Origin of the sequence: Vibrio sp. 10N.286.48.F5 (assembly GCF_041469785.1) — a bacterium.
Taxonomy (GTDB): domain Bacteria; phylum Pseudomonadota; class Gammaproteobacteria; order Enterobacterales; family Vibrionaceae; genus Vibrio; species Vibrio crassostreae_C.
In genome coordinates this window covers 118,782-138,905 of sequence record NZ_JBFRLG010000016.1, presented here as the reverse complement: position 1 = coordinate 138,905, position 20,124 = coordinate 118,782, and the positions used below count along the sequence as shown (strand labels likewise).

22 protein-coding genes are annotated in these 20,124 nt (G+C 44.0%); 14 read left to right on the top strand and 8 right to left on the bottom strand.

Annotation, left to right across the window (positions count from 1 at the left end):
• Positions 1–258: 258 nt before the first annotated feature.
• Complete coding sequence (gene hemE, locus AB4185_RS11615) at positions 259–1,326, top strand: uroporphyrinogen decarboxylase (protein WP_017060530.1); 1,068 nt, start codon at positions 259–261, stop codon at positions 1,324–1,326.
• Positions 1,327–1,429: 103 nt separating this feature from the next.
• Here the strand turns inward: hemE and AB4185_RS11610 are convergent, their stop codons facing one another.
• The gene (locus AB4185_RS11610) at positions 1,430–2,023 is read right to left on the bottom strand and encodes a uracil-DNA glycosylase family protein (protein WP_017065640.1); all 594 of its coding nucleotides are present in this window, start codon (positions 2,021–2,023) and stop codon (positions 1,430–1,432) included.
• Positions 2,023–2,949 (bottom strand): D-2-hydroxyacid dehydrogenase, encoded by a 927-nt coding sequence (locus tag AB4185_RS11605; protein ID WP_017062698.1) that lies wholly within the window; start codon positions 2,947–2,949, stop codon positions 2,023–2,025. The genes AB4185_RS11610 and AB4185_RS11605 overlap by 1 nt, the downstream gene beginning before the upstream one ends.
• Before the next feature lie 71 nt (positions 2,950–3,020).
• Here AB4185_RS11605 and AB4185_RS11600 point away from each other — a divergent pair, with 71 nt between their 5' ends.
• Positions 3,021–3,608 (top strand): YjaG family protein, encoded by a 588-nt coding sequence (locus tag AB4185_RS11600; RefSeq protein ID WP_017062699.1) that lies wholly within the window; start codon positions 3,021–3,023, stop codon positions 3,606–3,608.
• A 104-nt stretch (positions 3,609–3,712) separates the two neighbouring features.
• On the opposite strand, the gene AB4185_RS11595 is transcribed toward AB4185_RS11600, so the two are convergent.
• Positions 3,713–4,864 carry a CNNM domain-containing protein gene (locus AB4185_RS11595; protein ID WP_102429032.1) on the bottom strand — a complete coding sequence of 384 codons (1,152 nt, stop codon included), beginning with the start codon at positions 4,862–4,864 and terminating at the stop codon, positions 3,713–3,715.
• A gap of 270 nt (positions 4,865–5,134) precedes the next feature.
• Here AB4185_RS11595 and hupA point away from each other — a divergent pair, with 270 nt between their 5' ends.
• Positions 5,135–5,407 (top strand): nucleoid-associated protein HU-alpha, encoded by a 273-nt coding sequence (hupA, locus tag AB4185_RS11590; protein WP_004729753.1) that lies wholly within the window; start codon positions 5,135–5,137, stop codon positions 5,405–5,407.
• A 47-nt stretch (positions 5,408–5,454) separates the two neighbouring features.
• Positions 5,455–6,153: a DUF1481 domain-containing protein gene (locus AB4185_RS11585; protein WP_017063655.1), complete on the top strand. Its 699-nt coding sequence runs from the start codon at positions 5,455–5,457 to the stop codon at positions 6,151–6,153.
• 181 nt (positions 6,154–6,334) lie between these two features.
• Here the strand turns inward: AB4185_RS11585 and purD are convergent, their stop codons facing one another.
• Together purD and purH are read right to left on the bottom strand one after the other, a co-directional pair.
• Positions 6,335–7,624 carry a phosphoribosylamine--glycine ligase gene (gene purD, locus AB4185_RS11580; protein WP_017062702.1) on the bottom strand — a complete coding sequence of 430 codons (1,290 nt, stop codon included), beginning with the start codon at positions 7,622–7,624 and terminating at the stop codon, positions 6,335–6,337.
• Positions 7,625–7,757: 133 nt separating this feature from the next.
• Positions 7,758–9,368 carry a bifunctional phosphoribosylaminoimidazolecarboxamide formyltransferase/IMP cyclohydrolase gene (gene purH, locus AB4185_RS11575; protein ID WP_372135479.1) on the bottom strand — a complete coding sequence of 537 codons (1,611 nt, stop codon included), beginning with the start codon at positions 9,366–9,368 and terminating at the stop codon, positions 7,758–7,760.
• Between the two features lie 325 nt (positions 9,369–9,693).
• On the opposite strand from purH, the gene zntR reads away from it, so the two are divergent.
• From zntR to AB4185_RS11525, 10 genes are all read left to right on the top strand, one after another.
• Complete coding sequence (gene zntR / locus AB4185_RS11570) at positions 9,694–10,134, top strand: Zn(2+)-responsive transcriptional regulator (protein WP_102429030.1); 441 nt, start codon at positions 9,694–9,696, stop codon at positions 10,132–10,134.
• A gap of 399 nt (positions 10,135–10,533) precedes the next feature.
• Entirely contained in the window at positions 10,534–11,736 is a 1,203-nt protein-coding gene (locus tag AB4185_RS11565) for a tyrosine-type recombinase/integrase (RefSeq protein WP_372135478.1), read from the top strand.
• On the top strand, positions 11,736–12,359 hold the full coding sequence (locus AB4185_RS11560) for a hypothetical protein (RefSeq protein ID WP_372135477.1): 624 nt from the start codon (positions 11,736–11,738) through the stop codon (positions 12,357–12,359). The genes AB4185_RS11565 and AB4185_RS11560 overlap by 1 nt, the downstream gene beginning before the upstream one ends.
• An 89-nt stretch (positions 12,360–12,448) precedes the next feature.
• Positions 12,449–12,622 carry a helix-turn-helix transcriptional regulator gene (locus AB4185_RS11555; protein WP_372135476.1) on the top strand — a complete coding sequence of 58 codons (174 nt, stop codon included), beginning with the start codon at positions 12,449–12,451 and terminating at the stop codon, positions 12,620–12,622.
• Between the two features lie 116 nt (positions 12,623–12,738).
• Positions 12,739–13,053 (top strand): hypothetical protein, encoded by a 315-nt coding sequence (locus AB4185_RS11550; protein WP_161686662.1) that lies wholly within the window; start codon positions 12,739–12,741, stop codon positions 13,051–13,053.
• Between the two features lie 81 nt (positions 13,054–13,134).
• Positions 13,135–14,904, top strand: coding sequence for a primase-helicase family protein (locus AB4185_RS11545; RefSeq protein WP_372135475.1), 1,770 nt, complete (start codon positions 13,135–13,137; stop codon positions 14,902–14,904).
• Positions 14,905–15,421: 517 nt separating this feature from the next.
• Entirely contained in the window at positions 15,422–15,964 is a 543-nt protein-coding gene (locus AB4185_RS11540; protein ID WP_372135474.1) for a hypothetical protein, read from the top strand.
• Between the two features lie 21 nt (positions 15,965–15,985).
• The gene (locus AB4185_RS11535; RefSeq protein ID WP_372135473.1) at positions 15,986–16,960 is read left to right on the top strand and encodes a major capsid protein; all 975 of its coding nucleotides are present in this window, start codon (positions 15,986–15,988) and stop codon (positions 16,958–16,960) included.
• A 61-nt stretch (positions 16,961–17,021) separates the two neighbouring features.
• Positions 17,022–17,258 (top strand): hypothetical protein, encoded by a 237-nt coding sequence (locus AB4185_RS11530; protein WP_372135472.1) that lies wholly within the window; start codon positions 17,022–17,024, stop codon positions 17,256–17,258.
• The gene (locus AB4185_RS11525) at positions 17,258–17,449 is read left to right on the top strand and encodes a hypothetical protein (RefSeq protein WP_372135471.1); all 192 of its coding nucleotides are present in this window, start codon (positions 17,258–17,260) and stop codon (positions 17,447–17,449) included. Before AB4185_RS11530 ends, AB4185_RS11525 begins: the two co-directional genes overlap by 1 nt.
• Before the next feature lie 318 nt (positions 17,450–17,767).
• On the opposite strand, the gene fis is transcribed toward AB4185_RS11525, so the two are convergent.
• From fis to prmA, 3 genes are all read right to left on the bottom strand, one after another.
• Positions 17,768–18,064: a DNA-binding transcriptional regulator Fis gene (gene fis, locus AB4185_RS11520; RefSeq protein WP_004729744.1), complete on the bottom strand. Its 297-nt coding sequence runs from the start codon at positions 18,062–18,064 to the stop codon at positions 17,768–17,770.
• A 23-nt stretch (positions 18,065–18,087) separates the two neighbouring features.
• Positions 18,088–19,056, bottom strand: coding sequence for a tRNA dihydrouridine synthase DusB (gene dusB / locus AB4185_RS11515; protein ID WP_032546269.1), 969 nt, complete (start codon positions 19,054–19,056; stop codon positions 18,088–18,090).
• Positions 19,057–19,196: 140 nt separating this feature from the next.
• Positions 19,197–20,084, bottom strand: coding sequence for a 50S ribosomal protein L11 methyltransferase (gene prmA, locus AB4185_RS11510; protein WP_017055901.1), 888 nt, complete (start codon positions 20,082–20,084; stop codon positions 19,197–19,199).
• Positions 20,085–20,124: the final 40 nt, after the last annotated feature.

Below are 20,124 nucleotides of genomic sequence, written 5' to 3'. Positions count from 1 at the left end.
AAAAAAAACCCTCCACAAGTGGAGGGGGTAAGTAAGATGTCGTTATGAGATGCTGAGTAGTGACTACTCAGATGTTATAATTGTAATTTTCGCTAGCGAACAAATTTTTAACATGCTCCCGTAATTGGGTGCAAATTAAGCATTGATTTAAAAGTTAATAACTTGATCTAGGTTGCAAAGCACACAGCTTTTACCCTTCAATCAGTGTTAGAATACTTGCCATCAAAACTAGACAAGATTGAATTGGAATTTAACGGAATGACCGAATTAAAAAACGATCGCTATTTACGCGCACTTTTAAAACAGCCTGTTGATTACACACCGGTATGGATGATGCGCCAAGCTGGCCGCTATCTTCCTGAATACAAAGCAACGCGCGCTGAAGCGGGCGATTTCATGTCTTTGTGCAAAAACGCGGAACTGGCATCAGAAGTAACACTTCAACCTTTACGTCGTTTCCCGCTTGATGCGGCAATCTTGTTCTCAGACATCCTAACTATCCCTGATGCAATGGGCTTAGGTTTGTACTTTGAAACAGGTGAAGGTCCTAAGTTTGAGCGTCCTATCACGTGTAAAGCTGACGTAGAGAAGATTGGCCTACCTGATCCAGAAGGCGAGCTTCAATACGTAATGAATGCCGTTCGTCAGATCCGTAAAGACCTGAAAGGCGAAGTGCCACTGATTGGTTTCTCTGGTAGCCCATGGACTCTAGCGACATACATGGTTGAAGGTGGAAGCTCTAAAGCATTCACTAAGATCAAGAAGATGATGTACGCAGAACCACAAACGCTGCACCTGCTTCTAGACAAGCTGGCTGACAGTGTTATCGAATACTTGAACGCGCAAATTAAAGCGGGTGCTCAATCGGTAATGGTATTTGATACATGGGGTGGTGTACTGACTCCTCGTGACTACAACCTATTCTCACTGCAATACATGCACAAAATCGTTGATGGCCTAATCCGTGAAAACGAAGGTCGTCGAGTACCGGTTACTCTGTTCACTAAGAACGGTGGCATGTGGCTTGAGTCTATCGCAGCAACAGGTTGTGATGCGGTTGGTCTAGACTGGACAATCAACATCGCAGATGCAAAAGCTCGCATCGGCGACAAAGTTGCTCTGCAAGGTAACATGGATCCTTCAATGCTTTACGCTCAGCCTGAACGTATTCGCGAAGAAGTGGGCAGCATCCTTGAAGGCTTCGGCGACGGTGGTACAGGTCATGTATTTAACCTAGGCCACGGTATCCACTTAGATGTACCGCCAGAGAACGCTGGTGTATTCGTTGACGCTGTTCACGAATTGTCTAAGCCTTACCACAAGTAATTCTGAGTAAGATTATTGAAAGCGCTGTTGGGAAACCAACAGCGCTTTTTTATTGCCTGAAATTGGCATTTGATGGCGGTTTAATCTTGTTGTGTGCAGTTAATTAGGTATTTGGATCATGGTAGGCCAAATGCTCAGAGATGTGTTTCCTGATATAAGGAATGACTTCACTTTCAAACCAAGGGTTCTTCTTGAGCCAGATATTATTGCGTGGCGAAGGGTGGGGTAATGGCAAAAACTCAGGCGCCCACCTTTGCCAATCACGCACGGTTTCGGTCAATGTGCTGGTGGTCTTGTTTGTTAGGTAATGGTTTTGTGCGTACTGGCCAATCAGCAGTGTCATTTGAATATTGGGTAGAGATTGCAGCACTTTGTTATGCCAAAGCTCCGCGCACTCTTTGCGTGGTGGAAGATCACCACTTTTCCCTTTCCCCGGATAACAAAACCCCATAGGCACAATCGCGACTTTTTGCTCGTCGTAAAAAGTATCGCTATCTATCCCTAACCATCCTCTTAATCGTTCGCCACTCGCGTCATTCCAAGGGATCGACGACTCATGCACCTTGATACCCGGCGCTTGACCTATGATCAGCAAGCGCGCGTTTGGATGCGCTTGAATCACCGGGTTAGCACCGTGTGATAGGTGAGGCTCACAAGCTCGGCATTGTCGAATCTCTTTAAGTAACGAAGAGGACATCAGTAACCTTTTTCAAAATCGATGACATGATTAAGTGTAAAGCCATCTCGCCACTGTTTGTAATTCTCTGCGAAGATCTCGACTACTTGTCTTGGCTCACTGAGTGCAGCGATGTGTGGAGTGATGGTGACTTGCGGTAGTTTCCAGAAAGGATGTTCCTGAGAGAGGGGTTCACTTTCAAACACATCTAAAAATGCGTGTTCTACCCATCTGTTTTTTATGGCGAGCAACAAGGCTTTATTGTCGATGCTTTCCCCTCGACCGACATTAAACAGCAACACATTAGAGCAGTAACCTAACGTGGTTTGGTTCAACAGTTGATAGGTTTCAGCGGTTGATGGCAAGGTGTTGACCACAATATCGGCCTGCTTAAGGGCAGCCTCTATCTCATTGATGTGGAAAGTCTCTTTAAAGGTTTCTTGTTTGGATGGGATGCCGGTACGGTTGACACCTATGGTATGAATACCAAAAGCCGCCGCGGTTTTTGCTAAATGACTGCCGATTGAACCTGTTCCTAAAATCACCATAGTTTTGTCAGTTAGGCTAGTATAAAGCTGTGGCTGCCAGTTTCGTTGTTGTTGATGCTGGTGGTAATGAGGGAAGTGTCTACAGTGACTGATTGTGTAACCCAATACGTATTCTGCGATAGCCGGACCAAAGATGCCTTTGACGTTGGTTAGCGTATAGTCCTGACGCAGATCTGGCTGAGTGAGTTTATTGATTCCGGCATAGGTACTCTGTACCCAGTCTAGCTCTTTAAACTCGCCGAGGCGCTCTGCGATTAGAGGTGGTGACGCCAAGACAATCTGTGCTGATTTGGGGTTTTGAGTGATTTCTAGGTCGGGTAAATCCTGGTTTAGAATCAGTTGCGTATAGGTATCGTCATGCTCAGTAAGAATATAGAGCTTATTCGTAAAATTGTTCATCGGCTTACCTTTTCCCCCCAGGGTTTATCAAGTACACTTTCGCTGTCTTTTTCTGCAATTATTGAGTGACTATGCTTCAGAATCCACTGCAGGTTCGTCTTGAAAAGTTAGAACCTTGGCAACAAATTACCTTTATGGCGTGTCTATGTGAGCGTATGTACCCTAACTATGCCATGTTTTGTGAGAATACAGAATTTGCGGAAGCTCGAATCTATCGTGATGTTTTGGATAGCATTTGGGAAATCCTGACGGTTAAAACAGCAAAGGTGAACTTTGAGCGTCAACTTGAGAAGGTTGAAGAGCTATTCCCTAGCGGTGATGATTTTGATTTTTATGGTGTTTACCCAGCAATGGACGCATGCCAAGGCCTAGCAACGCTAATTCATGGTCTGCTTGACCGTGAACATATGTTGGAAGCGGTAATTAAAGTGAGTCAACAATCGGTGAAGACGGTTGCTGAGCTTGAGTTTGCTCAAGGCGCTGAAGAAGTGACGAACGAAAACCAGAAAGAAAACGAAGCGGTGTGTGAAGAGTGGGACGTTCAGTGGGCCATTTTCCGACCTCTACGTGAAACGACTGAGCGTGACTTAGAGCTGATCAAAGACCTACGCCACGAACTGCGTGAAGACCCAGTCAGTAACATTGGTGTTGCGCTATAATTCGCAATTGCACCAAGGTACGAATAAAAACAAAGGCTCCCTAGGGAGCCTTTGTTGTATCTGACGGTATCAAATTTAGATTAAGCGTCTTTTTTGTCTTCGTTCTACACTTTGTCTTTTGATGCCTTATCTTTTGATGCGTCGTCGTCATTCGTTGATTTTGCATCTGAAGAGTCGTTGTCTGCTGGAGTTTCTTCCTCGTCCTCGTCATCGCGGTTTTCGATAACACCGTGTGTCTCTTTCCACTTCTCCCAGCGTTGGAACGCCAGTTCTTGCATGTCAGTCGTCTTATCCGCTTCGTCGACAATCTCTTCGCCCACTAGGTGCTCAAAGATGTCTTCTAGGGTGATGATGCCCTGAATAGTGCCGTATTCGTCCACAACTAAAGACAGTTGCAGGCGGTTTGCCATCATCTGGTCAAAGGCCTTAGCCAAGCCCATGTTGTTCAGCAACACGTGGATAGGGCGCATTACTTCACCCAAAGCTTTCTCACCACAACCGGCTTGCTGCAATCTAAACAGCTCTAAGCGGTGAACAAAACCGATGATGTTGTCACTCTGCTCGCTGTAAACCAGCGGACGTGAGAATGGCGTGTCTTTATGTTGTTCTAGGAACGTATTCACACTCATTTCCGCATCAACACGGAATACCACTGGGCGCGGCGTCATTACCTGAGTCACGGGTACATCTTGAATACCCAGTAGGTTGCTCAGGATTTTTGACTCGCCTTCTGCAAATTCACCGCTCTCTTTTGCCAAAATCGCCATTGCAGATAACTCATCACGCATTTTTGGTGCTTGGTGGCCACGAGCAAGACGTTTGGTGATCTGTTCTGAGAACCATACAAACGGTGTTAGGAAGAACACCATCCAACGAAGCACGCTTGCCGAAGCAGGAGCAAGTTGACGCCAGTAGGTTGCACCAATGGTTTTTGGAACAATCTCAGATAATACCAAGATACCTAGCGTTAGCACGGCAGAGAAGACACCTAACCATTGGCTACCAAAAACGACAGCCGCTTGTGCACCTGCTGTCGCAGCACCGATAGTATGGGCGATGGTGTTGAGCGTTAAAATTGACGCAAGCGGGCGGTCAATATCTGTTTTCAGTTTGTCTAAAGACTCTGCTGCAGGGTGCCCATTTTGTTTTAGTTGAGCAATGTAGCTCGGACTAATACTCAAAAGTACAGCTTCCAAAACAGAACAAATGAAAGAAACTCCAATAGCAATGGAGATGTAAATAGATAGCAGCAGCATGTTTGCCCTTAAATTAAATTGTACGCTTTAGCAGCGATTCAGCGTGGATTATAGTGAAAAAGTAGTGGCTAGGTCATCATTAATTTTGCTCTCAGCCCCTTTTAAACAAGGGCTTGCTTAATAAAATCAGTAACAAATTGTGAGTTATTACTCATATTATGGCTAAAACTACGGCATTAGAGCTAAAGATCGACGACAAACCTTTGCCAGATGGGGCATTTATGTTTTAGAGTGAATTGAATTCAAAAATACAAAGAAGGGAAACCTAAAATGAACAAGACTCAATTAATCGACTTTATTGCTGAAAAAGCGGACCTTTCTAAAGCACAAGCTAAAGCTGCTCTAGAAGCGACTCTTGGCGGTGTTACAGATGCTCTTAAAGATGGCGATCAAGTTCAGCTAATTGGTTTTGGTACTTTTAAAGTAAACCACCGTGCAGCTCGCACTGGTCGTAACCCAAAAACTGGTGATGAGATCCAAATCGCTGCTGCAAATGTTCCAGCATTTGTTGCAGGTAAAGCGCTGAAAGATTCAGTGAAATAATCTAAACTGTACCGAGGTAGTCGTATTCCACCTCGGTACAGGTTTTTATGAAAAAAGCATTTCTTCTCGTTTCACTATTATCTACATTTCTTATTGGCTGTTCTTCAACAAGCCCTCGCAAAAACCTAGAGCAATTTGAAACTCACACTGGCGGCCAAGTCATGGGCGACGCGACGAGTTTCTACTGGGTTACAAACAAGCTAACACAACCTCATACTTCAGCTGACTACGTCACTGTCGGCGATTACGGCTGGTACCAAACTGATTATGCTTGGTCAGAAGGCGTGCTTCGTGAATTCATTCGTGAAGGCGAGCAGCGTAACTCTTCTAATGAGCTGGTTCCCTATCGAGTCCATGTGCGTTTCAATAAGTCAGGCGAAGCTGTGTATCAACAGTATCGTATTGATAGCAAAATCTTACCTATCCAAGCCAAGCAGCTTGAAAACTATCAGAAAGAAGCGACGTCGGTTCTAGAGACCACAACGAAGCAGCATGATGAAGGGCTTAGGCTGATTCAGGGTTACTGGAATGGCAGCTCTTTTAAAACGTGCGCTGGTGGTGAGTTTGATCGCATTGAATTTAACCAGACCTTGCCAGGCTTCGTGATTGACCGATTGGCGTCTGTGGAAAGCTATGCGGCGTTTCTTGGCAGTGATTCACTGGGTAAGATGAGCGTGGAAGAGTTACTGATGCTGGCTGAAGACAGCCATGATTGTGTCGTTAGGCCATCATTGTTGAAAGAATAGCGAGTAATCAAAGGATTGAGAGTATTTGGCCTACTGTAGGCCAAGTGCCTATTTGTCTGTACAAATACAGATTCTTGTGTAAATGAGATAATAAAAGGCGCCTATTGAGGCGCCTTTTTCTGTTATTCACTTGCTGTCATTTGCTTACTGTTATTGGAAAGTAAGCGAGCAACAAGATTGTTTACTGCTCTTGTTCGCGCGCAATCGCACGGTAACCAATATCATTGCGGTGGAACATACCATTCCAGCTAACTTGCTTCGTCAACGCGTAAGCGCGCTCTTGAGCCTCAGAAACCGTATTGCCCAGTGCTGTTGCACAAAGTACACGACCGCCGTTTGTCACAACGTCGCCAGCTTCATTATTTGTCGTACCCGCGTGGAAAACCTTTTGGCCTTCAACTTCGCTTGTTGGTAGTGAAATAACGTCACCTTTTGCGTAGTCAGCAGGGTAACCGCCAGCCGCAAGAACAACACCGATAGAAGCGCGTGGATCCCACTTCGATTCTGCTTCGTCGAGCTTCTCGTCGATAGCCATTAGGCAAAGTTCAACAAGGTCTGACTCCATACGCATCATGATAGGTTGCGTTTCAGGGTCGCCAAAGCGGCAGTTGTATTCGATAACTTTAGGTGTGCCGTCAGCATCGATCATTAGGCCAGCGTAAAGGAAACCTGTGTAAGGTGCGCCTTCTGCGTCCATACCACGTACCGTTGGGTAGATAACTTCCTCAAGGATACGGTTGTGGATTTCTGGAGTTACAACCGGCGCAGGAGAGTAAGCACCCATGCCGCCCGTGTTTGGCCCAGTGTCTTTGTCGCCAACACGTTTGTGATCTTGGCTGGTGGCCATAGGAAGCACGCTAGAGCCGTCAACCATTACGATGAAGCTTGCTTCTTCGCCTTCAAGGAACTCTTCGATAACAACGCGGCTGCCTGCTTCGCCAAAGGCGTTGCCCGCTAGCATGTCTTTGATTGCGTCTTCTGCTTCTTCAAGGGTCATCGCAACGATAACGCCTTTACCTGCCGCAAGACCGTCAGCTTTCACTACGATAGGAGCGCCTTGCTCGCGAACGTAAGCGATAGCTGGCTCAATCTCAGTGAAGTTTGAGTAGTAACCTGTTGGGATATCATGACGAGCTAGGAAGTCTTTAGTGAATGCTTTAGAGCCTTCAAGCTGTGCTGCAGCTTGAGTAGGGCCGAAGATTGGCAAACCTACTTCGCGGAATGCATCAACCACACCGATAACCAATGGTGCTTCAGGGCCCACGATAGTCAGTTCGATTTTTTTATCTTGAGCAAACGCGACTAAACCAGCGATGTCTTCAACGCCGATGTTTACGTTCTCTAGTTTTGGCTCAAGTGCAGTACCTGCGTTACCTGGAGCGATGAATACTGTTTCAACGTTTGGGTTTTGTGCTGCTTTCCAACCTAGTGCATGCTCACGACCGCCAGCACCAATAATCAATACATTCATGTTTTAAACCTTCAATCAAAATTGATAGTAGTAGAACTAAAAAATGTCTGAGCAACACTAAATGATAGTGTTGCTCATCTCGGAGCGCAGCGTTCTCGTTTCCCGTAGCGAAGCGCTCTCGTATCTTTTCTTTCTAGTGGCGGAAGTGACGCATGCCCGTAAAGATCATCGCCATGCCGTGTTCGTCTGCTGCTGCGATAACTTCGTCATCACGCATAGAGCCGCCCGGTTGGATAACACACTTGATGCCAGCCTCTGCAGCCGCGTCGATACCGTCACGGAATGGGAAGAATGCATCTGATGCCATCACACAGCCTTCAACCTGTAGACCTTCGTCTGCAGCTTTGATGCCTGCGATTTTCGCAGAGTAAACGCGGCTCATTTGGCCAGCGCCAACACCAATTGTCATGTCGCCTTTCGAGTAAACGATAGCGTTAGATTTAACGTATTTCGCTACTTTCCAGCAGAATAGAGCATCTTTCAATTCTTCAGCAGTAGGTTGGCGCTTAGAAACCACTTTAAGGTCATCTTCAGACACCATGCCTTGGTCGCGGTCTTGAACTAGCAAACCACCGTTAACGCGTTTAACGTCAAAGCCAGTTGTCTTCGTTGTCCACTCACCACACTCAAGTAGGCGAAGGTTTTTCTTAGCCGCTACGATTGCTACTGCTTCAGCAGAAACTGATGGTGCAATGATAACTTCAACGAATTGACGCTCAGTGATAGCCGTTGCTGTTGCAGCGTCTAGCTCACGGTTGAAAGCGATGATGCCGCCAAATGCAGAAGTTGGGTCTGTTTTGAATGCACGGTCGTAAGCTTCTAGGATGTCTTCACCTAGTGCAACACCACATGGGTTAGCGTGCTTAACGATCACACATGCTGGCTGGTCGAACTCTTTCACACACTCAAGTGCTGCGTCGGTGTCAGCGATGTTGTTGTAAGAAAGGGCTTTACCTTGAATCTGGCGAGCTGTAGAAACTGATGCTTCTTCAGGGTTTGCTTCAACGTAGAATGCGGCTGCCTGGTGGCTGTTCTCACCGTAGCGCATGTCTTGCTTTTTCTCGAACTGTTGGTTGAACGTGCGAGGGAATTTAGACTCTTCGTCAGCCTTCTTTCCTTCTTCATCAAGTAGAGAGGCACCGTAAGATGGAACCATAGTGCCGAAGTAGTTTGCGATCATGCCGTCGTAAGAAGCGGTGTGCTCGAATGCTGCGATAGCGAGGTCGAAGCGAGTCTCTAGTGTTAGAGATTTATCGTTCGCGTCCATTTCAGCGACAACGCGCTCGTAGTCGTGTGCGTTAACAACGATCGTTACGTCTTTGTGGTTTTTCGCTGCAGAGCGAACCATTGTAGGGCCGCCGATGTCGATGTTCTCAACAGCATCAGCAAGGGTACAACCTTCTTTAGCAACGGTTTCTGCGAATGGGTATAGGTTTACAACAACCATATCGATAGGGTTGATACCGTGAGTTTCCATCACGTCATCATCTTGGCCACGACGGCCTAGAACACCACCATGAACTTTTGGGTGCAGAGTCTTAACACGGCCATCCATCATTTCTGGGAAACCAGTGTAGTCAGATACTTCTGTAACAGAGATGCCTTTTTCAGCAAGCAGGCGAGCAGTGCCACCGGTAGATAGGATATCTACACCACGGTTAGCAAGAGCTTGTGCAAATTCAACGATACCAGTTTTGTCTGATACGCTGATTAGAGCGCGGCGAATTGGACGAGCGTTATTCATGCTTCCATCTTCCTCAAATTCATGGGGTTAAAATAAAGATATTTGCCAAAAAAGAACTTGTTTCTATCTTCTTAGCGTGGATTATCTTAGATACCAGTAAGAGATAAAATATTGGCCAGTTTTGGTAAAGACCTTTTGGGTTAGTCTTATGATTAAGCTATAAGATAACCAACTCCAAATTTGATGGCGCAGATTCTAACTAATTTATTACAAAAAAGCTCGCGCAATCGTTTGGCATCTCAAAATTAATTATGAAAAGTGCCATTTCAGCCTGAAAAGTAACGATAAGGTTAATTGTGGAATGGACGAAACAGTAGGAAAAAACATGTTTCAGATCGGTGAATTAGCGAAGCGATGCGGTGTGACAGCCGATACCTTGCGATTTTATGAGAAGAATAACCTGATCGCGCCAGCCAGTCGCAGTGACTCGGGTTATCGCCTATATGATGAAAATAACCAGAAACAGGTGACGTTTATTCTCAAATCTAAAGCGTTGGGGCTGAGTTTGGACGAGATTAAAGAATTGCTTGAGATTCGCCTCGAGGCCACACAGCACAGTTGCTCTGAAGTGAAGTCGATTACCTCAGCAAAGCTAGAGATGATTGATGAGAAGATTACCGAGTTAACTAAGATTCGCACCGCACTTAAAAAGATTAATGATGCGTGTTGTGGTCACGTAGACGATGATGCAAGCCATTGTTCGATTCTAGCAGCCTTGGATTCCGCAAACGTCGACAAAGGGCGCTGTTGTCGCACTGGAGAGTAATCAGCCACTATCACGGATCGACAAGCCAAAAAAAAGCCAAACTCAACAATGAGCTTGGCTTTCAATTCAATAAATTACGAAAGAACGATTAGTTCATGCCGTATTATCAATTATAACATTTCCCTTTGTTTCGTTATTCCTACTATTAGTTTACCTAAAGTCACTAAATACAATGCTTTGCTAGTACGTTGTATCTCTCTTTGTTTACCTTTATCTTTGTTTAAGTACAGTTAATTGTGGGTTTATGTGTGGGTTCATTTGGTTGAGCTTAAAAATTATAAACAATTCATTATTAACTTAGGACAGTTAGGACACTTAGGGCAAAGTAAGTAAATACAATAACTTATAATGACCTAACTTAACTTTTAACTTAGGACACTATTAGGGCAGGGTTAGGGCATGGCACTGACAGATTCAAAGCTGAAAGCACTAGACGGTAAGAAGCACGACAAAGCACCTATTAAGATTGCTGACCGTGACGGATTGACCATCTACCACCGTAAGACAGGTAAACTCTCATTTGTATTTAGATACCGCTATAACGGCAAGCCTCAAGACCTAACGCTTGGAACTTATCCAGTAATGGGTTTAGCAGAAGCTAGAGGCGAGGCTATTGAGTGTCGAAGAGTTTTAGCTGGTGGTCATGATCCAAAGGTTCAGAAGCAACTCAAGAAAGAGAAGATACTCGAGGCCGTCACTGTAAAAGCTGCCATCACATACTGGCTAGATAACTACGCGGCAAAGAATAGAGCTAATCATGAGAAGCATCGAGCACAGTTTGATAAACATGTATTCCCTTTCATTGGTCACTTACCTCTAGAGCAGTGTGAAACTCGTCATTGGGTAAAGGTCTTTGATGACATTACCAACGGCACACACCACCGAGCAGCACCTAAAGCTAGTGGCTACATCCTACAGAACGCCAAGCAAGCACTTAAGTTTTGTCGTAATCGCCAGTTTGCTCACTCAATAGCACTAGATGACCTTAATATTTCTGACATCGGTGAGCACCAAGAAAAGAAAGACCGTGTTTTGTCATGGTCGGAACTTATGGACGTTTGGCAATGGACGCAAGACATTAAATCTAATTGGTACTACAGAAACTTAGTACACCTATTAATTGTGTTCGGGTGTCGCACTCAAGAAATAAGACTGTCAAAGGTGGATGAGTGGGATCTTGACGAGATGATTTGGACAACACCAAAAGCGAATAGCAAGACAGGCCAAGAGATTAAGCGCCCAATTCCCGAAAGTCTAAAAGACCATATTCAAAATCTAATTAATGCGTCTAAATCTGGACACACCTTAGGGGAGCTAAAAAGACCCGAGGCAGTATCTAGTGTTGGTGGTGGTCTATGTAAAAAGTTAGGGCATAAAGAGTCGTGGACGCTTCATGATTTACGTAGAACGTTCGCAACAAAGCTAAATGATATGGAAATAGAACCATATGTGGTTGAACAGATGCTAGGACACGCATTAGGCGGGGTTATGGCGATTTATAACCGTTCGCAGCACATAGAAAAGAAAAGAGCAGCATTAGAAATTTGGGTGGCTAAGTTAACAGAGACGCACACACACCAAAATGTAGTAGGGATTAGATAATGGGCGATAGCAGCATACTAAATGACTTCCCTTACATGTGCGTTAAGCAGCTACCTTGGGCCAGTACATTCAGAGAATACGAGCTTATAACGCGTGAACTATCAAAAGATCTGGGAAATATTAACGAAGAGCATTTGGTTTATATAAGGACATTAATATTAAATTGGCGAACTACTAATGAGTCTGGTTATATGGATTTTCTTGTTATTTTCTGCTTTGAAAACAAGATCTTATTGCCAGAGGTTGCCCAAGTCTATTTAGCTCAATCAGCAATCATGCGATGGAATGGAGACGCATCACCAAAAGTTAAGATACAAAAACAAGCGGTAGATAGATTCGTTTATGCCGGAGCTATGTATCTAATTGAAGTTTTAGGGATGACTAAGGGCGAAGCATGTCAAAAAATTGCTGCCTTACTTGGTGATAGGTATCCAAAGCACTCCAGAAAAGCAAGCTCTATCGATAAAGGCTACACGGAATGGAAGTCTAAAAATTACTTCTACATGAATGAATTGAATGAAACAGATTGGGAAGAAACGGAAGCTGCTGATTATGTATCAAGGTTAGATGAGTTTTTTATTCAACTAACTGTTAGTCCTGATTTGATTGGAGAGAGGCGATAGTGATGGGAATGCTTTTAAAATTTCATTCCCTTATTTATTGAAAGCTCAAGGGATAGACTTTATCAAAGTAAACAAACGGAGATGAAAATATGCCAGATAAGCTAATCACTATTAAAGAAATGATGGAGTTGATAGGTAAAAAAAGACCAACCATTTACAAGATGGTTAAGGAAGGGCGATTACCAAGTCCAGTTAAAGTTAATAACAGAACCCAAGGGTGGACGCTTTCATCGTATGAAAGATGGATATCAGAACATAGCTAAATGGGTTCGTATTGGGTTGAATGTATTGCGGTTCTTGATTTTTATTAACTTATACCTTTTAAAACAATTGGTTAAATTAGTTAGTTAATTCATAAGTAGTTATCAAAGGGGAAATTATGACACTTATTTATAAAGACGAATGCTTTGAACTTGGTTTACCAGAACCAAAGAAAGGCGAACAGCTGGTTAATTACGTCACTAGAGTGATGATGGAGGGGATTCAGTTAGATACGCGTCAGGCTCGTTATGTTGGCATTGGAAACCTACACAGCATTGTATCAGCCCTAGCAAAAAAGAGACTTCCGTTTAGTGTTAAACATGCTGTAAGGAAGTGCCCTAAAACTGGTGATATCCCACCGTATCCGGTTGATGTTATCTGGATGACTAACGAACAAAGAAACGCTTACTCAGAAATGAAAAAAGCCCACTAAGTAAGCAGGCTTTCCAATATCAGCTGGTGGTGCTTCCGACCAAGAAATAACCGCCAGCTAACAAAAAGAGTTTATATCATTATGGCAAAGACCGCACGTAAAAATGACGAGCAATACCGATACGAGAGAGCGCTGACAGATGCCATTTGTCACGAAATGCCAATCTCTTTTGGTGACGCTGAAAATATCGACTTATCACTAATTGTTAATGACAAACACAAGCGAATAATCTCTACATTCCAAGAGCTCTACCAGACACCATCATCACAGCCAGACAACAAGCAAATAGCAGATGATCTTAATATTGGAATGGTTCGAGCTGGATATTCAACAACAGACGCAGACCGAGAGTCAGACGCGATTGAGAACTTAACAGGTCGAAAGAGAGAGCCAAACGTTAGCTTAGTGGCTGATGCGCTTAAGTTCTTCACTACCGACACAACCAAACCAACCTATCTACACTTAGTTAACCAGGATGATGCTCCACTTGCTTATGATGCCCTTATCGACCTTTGCCGAAAGGCTACTGATGAGGAATTGGAGGAGCATAAAGGGGAGATTGTTAATACATTCAACTCTAGTCACTCAGTGGTCAAGCATGGCTCAAAAACCCTTGTCTGTGAAAAGGCTACAGACCACAAAGGTAATGTGAGTTATGAGTTTACGCCAGAGCACCAGAAGCGTGCTTTCTATGCGAATCTTAACTTTACCCACCTACAAGAAGACAAGATAAAGAAAGCTAACTGCTTTGATTTGTGGATGAAAGATATAGACAGAAAGACTTTCCATGGAGTTGTATTTGATCCGTCAGAGCGAGCTAGTAGCAGGTTCTTAAATATGTGGTCAGGCTTTGCGGTTGACGCTGTAGAGGGTGACGACAAGCTGGACGGCATAATGTGGCATCTTAGAAATATTATCTGTAATGGTGATGATGAGCACTTTAAATACCTACTTGCTTGGATGGCGCACATAGTTCAAAAGCCAGAACAAAAGAGTGGTGTTTGTGTTGTTCTTAAATCAGAAGCTAGAGGCACTGGTAAGAGTACGGTTTCAATTTTACTTGAACGACTGCTAGGACAGCACGCAATGAGAGTACAAGACGGAAAGCACCTACTAGGGGCGTTTAATAGCCACTTAGCAAATAAGCTGTTTGTGACCATTGAAGAGGCTTTCTGGAGTGGTTCAGCTAAAGACGCCGGTAAACTAAGAACTCTCATTACAGAGAGCACAGTGACTATTGAGGCCAAAGGAAAGGATGCGATTGAGGTTGATAGTTTTCACCGTTTTATGATGTGTACTAATAACGATTGGGCAGTACCACAAACACAAGATGAAAGACGTTTCTTTGTACTAGAGGTATCAGAGGAAAAGAAGCAGGATAGACAATACTTCTCTCAACTCTATCGTGATATTAAATCTAGTGCGGTAATGGGGCAGTTATTCAACTTCCTAAAAAGCTATGACATTGAGCCGTACAACTTAAGCAAAGCACCAAAGACGGACGCCACGCAGCAACAAATAATGGAATCCTTACCGAGTGAGGCTATTTGGCTTAAATCAATGATTGATGATGGTTCACTTGTGGATGGTAATGTCTCTTTTGATTTGGAGGCAGCACAGACAATACCAAAAACGAGTTTCTTTGATAGCTACATAGCTTATTGCGACAAGATGAGCGTTAGCGGTTATGACCGTTGTAATAAGATTAAGCTAGGCACTTATTTGAAAAAGGTTGTTGGTTTATCTGATGGTGGCAAACAATCATTTAATGGAACTAGGCTCAATTGCTACAGAACTCAACCACTAGAGGAAATGGAACGACTCTTTAGTGAGCATTACGAATACCACTAATAAGAACCGCTCGAAAGGGCGGTTTTTTATGTCTGATAATGTCATATGAACCAATTATGATCATTAAGTTCTTGTTAATTAGTATTTATCTTGTCTTTTTTGTTGTGTTTTTCAATTTAAACCCACTTTAAAACCCAATAGAGGCCGCGCACCATCCCATCACAAAACTTGTCAAAACCTTACAAAACCTGACTTTCAATCCTCTAACTTACCTAATGCTCAAGTAGTAATTAGAGTCCATAAAAGGACTAAATACGGGCTAAATACGGCGCTTTTCGGAAGTCATGGGTTTATTGGACGCATTATGCGCGGCAATTTTCGGACGTATTAGTTAGTTTTCCGACCCATTAACGCGACCTTTATCTTTTTGATAGGTTTTACCTATTAATTTTAACAATGTGATAGTTAATACCTTTTATTGTTGGTATAATTAACCACGAAAGGATGTAGTAGCCCTTTCTTTCTTATTTTGGATGGGTGGCTAGCGTAGTCGCCCATTTTTTTTTGAGGTTAAACAATGACAGACAAAAATAATCATCCAGTAGATGAGCAGTTGCCCGAAGTGGTAGAGCCTCAGAATTTAGAGCCAAGACAAAAAACAGTCGAAGATCTAGAGGAAGAAATCCAAAAGCTTGCGGGGAATCGTGATCAAATCCTTACCGAGAAGCGCGCAGTTAAAGAAGCGCGAGACAAGGTAGACAGTGAGTTGATGGAAACTAAAAACAAACTAGCAGAAGCTACAGAGCGCTATGATGCGTTGCTATTAAAGACGACTAAAGCCGCATTACTAGCTCGTATCAATCCGGTTGATGGTTGTGAAGATTTCTTCACGGCTGAACTTAACCGGTTGGTGACAGTTTCTGATGGTGATGCGGTACTGACTGACGAGGATGGCAATCTTGTAGATTGTGATAAGTTCTTGGAAGTTTACACAGATAAATACGCTCGATTCATGAAAGTACCTACAGCCAGTGGATGTAGTGCGCTTGGTGGATCTCGAGGAGGGGCTGCCCGTGGCACACCTAAAAACAAACCCAGCAATCAGTTTGGGCTCAAATAATTTACTTAGGAAACCAAGAGTATGACTACACTAAACGAGATCGTAGAGAAGCTAAACCAAGGCAACTACACAAACGAGCAATCAATCGAAGTTAACGACCTTTACAAGTCCGGCGTTATTACAACGAACGCACAGATTCAAAGCAAGGCATCAAGTGGCGGTAAAACCGTTGACCTGCCGTTTTGGCTTGACCTATCAAAGCAAGAACCTAACATTTCAAGCGATAACGTCGGCTCTCGCGCAACACCTTTGGTTATTGAAGGTAAGAAACAAACCGCCCGCATTTCTCAACTAAACCAAGCTTGGACAGCTACAGATTTGGCCGTAGAGCGCGCAGGTAGCAACCCTATTGACTCAGTTCGAGAGCGCTTAAATGATTACTGGTCGGAGCAATTACAACGCCGTCTAACGGCCTCCATGACTGGCATTATTGCTGATTCAATTGCTAACCACTCCGGTGACTTAGTTAAAGATGAGACAGGAAAGGCATTTAACACAAAGGGTTTTTTGCGTGCCGCTCAGACATTAGGTGATCACAAAAAGAACCTAACAGCGCTTTGTGTTCATTCTGAAATTCAGACGCTTATGAGCGAGAATGATTTGATTCAATACATCCCTGACTCACAAGGTAATCTAGTTGTACCAACGTTCAAGGGTTTACAGCTATTAGTTGATGATGAAGTACATAATGACGGTACAACGTTTGATTGTTATCTTCTTGGACGTTCTGCGTTTGGTGCTGCGGCAGGTTCTCCCAATGTACCACTAGAGACTGACCGTGATGCTTTGGCGGCTGATGGCGGAGGTAATGAGGTCTTAGTTTCTCGTACGTCTCCAATTGTTCACCCAATGGGTTATCAGTGGTCTGAATCTGACGTGGTAGGTGATAGCCCTACGCTGGCAGAACTACGCAACCCGGCCAACTGGTCGCGCGTTATGACTTCTCGCAAGTCTCTACCGTTTGCCGTGTATCGCTGCGATTTAGTAGACGCATAGGTTCAATATAAGCCCTTAACACGCTGTGAAGCGTCACGAGGGCTTTATTTTAGGGGTATTTATGCAAATCCACATTGAAACCATTTCCATTGATGACAAGCATTACCGACCGATCAAAACGAATGGCGGCTTTATACTCGCACAAGAGGTTATAGAGGTCAGAAAACCATTTGAAAATGTTTATACAACCCTAAGTGACAGATACAGCCTACTGACCAAAGCAGCGGTTGTTTCTGAATCATCAAGTAAAGAGTTCACAGATCTAGTTAAAGCATTAGAAGCTTTTAAGGTGGCGTAATGAGACCGGCAGAAAGGGACAGTTTTATTGATTTTGTTTTGGCCGAGTTCTTCCATGAGATTTACGGAAGTTTGCGCTGTGAGCTAACCATCGACCAGAAAGCATTTCTATTTAAAAAGGCAAAGGATAGCGTAAAGCTTGAGGCTAAAAGTATCGCCCGTGAATACAAGCAAGGCCAGCACCGTATATAACGGCAAAAAACGGAAATATGACGGCTGTGAGTATTCGATGGTTATGCGTCCTAACCATTGCCCTATTAACTTAGGACAGTCTATTAACTTAGGACTGTTAAATTTCCTTATAAATCATTGACTTGTCCTGACGTCCTAAGTGTCCTATCTATTTTGCGTTTTTTTCTCCACACATTTTCGTGCTTTCACATGATAAAAATTTAGGGTGAAACCTATTAGTAAAAACTAGCGTGTGGGTTAGTTTGTGGGTTTAAAATAGAAAAGGCTTAACCATTTAAGGAAAAGCCTTTTAAATATCAAGCATTTAACTATTTTTTTCTAGTTCATGCCGTATTTTTTAAGTTTCTTGCGAAGAGTACCGCGGTTAATACCCATCATGGTTGCTGCGCGAGTTTGGTTACCGCGAGTGTACTGCATGATAGTGTCTAGTAGTGGCTGTTCAACTTCAGCTAATACTAATTCGTATAACTCGCTGACTTCTTGACCGTTTAATTGAGCAAGGTAATTTTTCAATGATGCTTTAACTGAGTCACGTAGTGGCTTCTGCGTGATTTGGTCTTGTGATGTAACTGTAGTTACTGTCAATGCTTCTGAAGTCAGATTTTGTTCGAACATATTCGGTCTAGCTCTTCTCGTAATTATGGTGCAACGTTATCAAAAAAACCTTCTAGCGCTTCAAGCTGCAGATCACCTGCTTCGAATGCGTTGAAGGTACGGCGAAACTCACTCGCTTGTTCATGTTCTTTTAGATACCAACCCACATGCTTACGAGCGATGCGAGGGCCTAAAAACTCTCCATAAAATTCATGTAGAGCGTGCACATGACCAAGCATGATGTCTTTCACTTCCGAAATCGGGAGTGGGTCCATCGTGGTGCCGTTTTCCAAATAGTGTAGGATTTCGTTAAAAATCCAAGGACGTCCTTGGGCAGGTCGACCTATCATTAAAGCATCAGCGCCGGTGTACTCCAGCACAAACTTCGCTTTTTCCGGACTATCGATATCACCGTTAGCGATAACCGGAATAGATACTGCTTGTTTCGCTGCTTTAATGTGTTTGTATTCTGCCTCACCTTTGTACATACAAGCGCGAGTTCTTCCATGGAGCGCAAGAGCTTGTATGCCGCAGTCTTCGGCTATTTTCGCGATTTGGACACAGTTTCTATTGTCTGTATCCCAGCCTGTACGCGTTTTCAACGTTACTGGAACGTCGACAGCATTGACCACCGCTTTCAGAATGTCTTCAATGAGTTCTGGATGCTGCAGTAAGGCTGAGCCCGCAAGCTTCTTATTCACTTTTTTGGCTGGACAACCCATGTTGATATCGATGATTTGCGCACCGTTATCGACATTAAATTGAGCAGCCTCGGCCATAAGCTGTGGATCTGCACCAGCGATTTGTACTGAACGAATGCCCGATTCGCCTTCATGTACCATACGCTGCTGAGACTTTGACGTTTTCCAAACTTTCGGATTGGAGGACATCATTTCACTGACTGCCATCCCCGCACCGTAGCGAAGACACAACTCACGGAATGGTCTATCCGTTACGCCAGCCATAGGAGCGACGATTAGATTGTTCTTAAGTTGATAATTTCCGATTTTCAAAAATGTCATCACAGTTCTGTACCAGCAAGGGCGCGCATTTTACGCATTTTTTCGCTGCGTGAAAAGACTAATATTTGAGCATTTACAATTTGTTTTTGTAATTTGTTTAAATTTCAGTCAATTAGCGCCCAAAGTCTTGTCTAGCCTTGCTTGCGACCTGAGATTCGACACCATTCTTGTTGTTCGATGATCGGATCAATGTGAAGCTCATCACGATAATAAGTGGCAACATCTTCTGCTTGTGTATCTAAAACACCCGACATCGCAAGTACACCATTTGGCTTAACTAGGCCCTTGATGATGCCAGAAAGGTCGCGTAATGGACCCGCAAGAATGTTGGCAACAACAACGTCTGCTAGCAAACCTTCCGGTTGATCTTGTGGCAAGAACACCTCTAGTTGCTCAGCAACGCCATTGCGTTGTGCGTTGTCTTTTGATGCAAGCAGAGCTTGAGGATCAATGTCGATCCCGATAACTTTTGCTGCGCCTAGTTTGATCGCAGCGATCGCTAGGATGCCTGAGCCACAACCGAAGTCGATCACGGTTTTGCCTGCAAGGTCTAAGCCTTCAAGCCACTCAAGACACAATGCCGTTGTCGGGTGAGTACCTGTACCAAATGCAAGGCCAGGGTCTAGCATTACGTTAACAGCGTCAGGTTCAGGGATATCGCGCCAGCTAGGGCAGATCCATAAACGCTCACCAAACTTCATTGGGTGGAAGTTGTCCATCCATTCACGTTCCCAATCCTTGTCTTCAATTTGCTCTACTTTATGAGCAAAGTCTGCAGGGAACATGTTGCTTGCTTTAATCTGCGCTAGAACGACACCAGTATCAGTCTCAGCGTCGTAAAGCGCGAGAATGTCAGTATCACCCCAAAGGCGAGTTTCACCCGGCAGAGGCTCAAATACAGGGGTATCTTGTGCATCCAGGAAAGTTACAGAAAGAGCACCAGTCTCTTCCATTAACATGTCGCCGATTTGTTCGGCATTTTCATTGGTAGCATTAAGCTTGATTTGAATCCAAGGCATGGCTGCATCTTCTATATGAGAAAAATTGGATGGCGAGTCT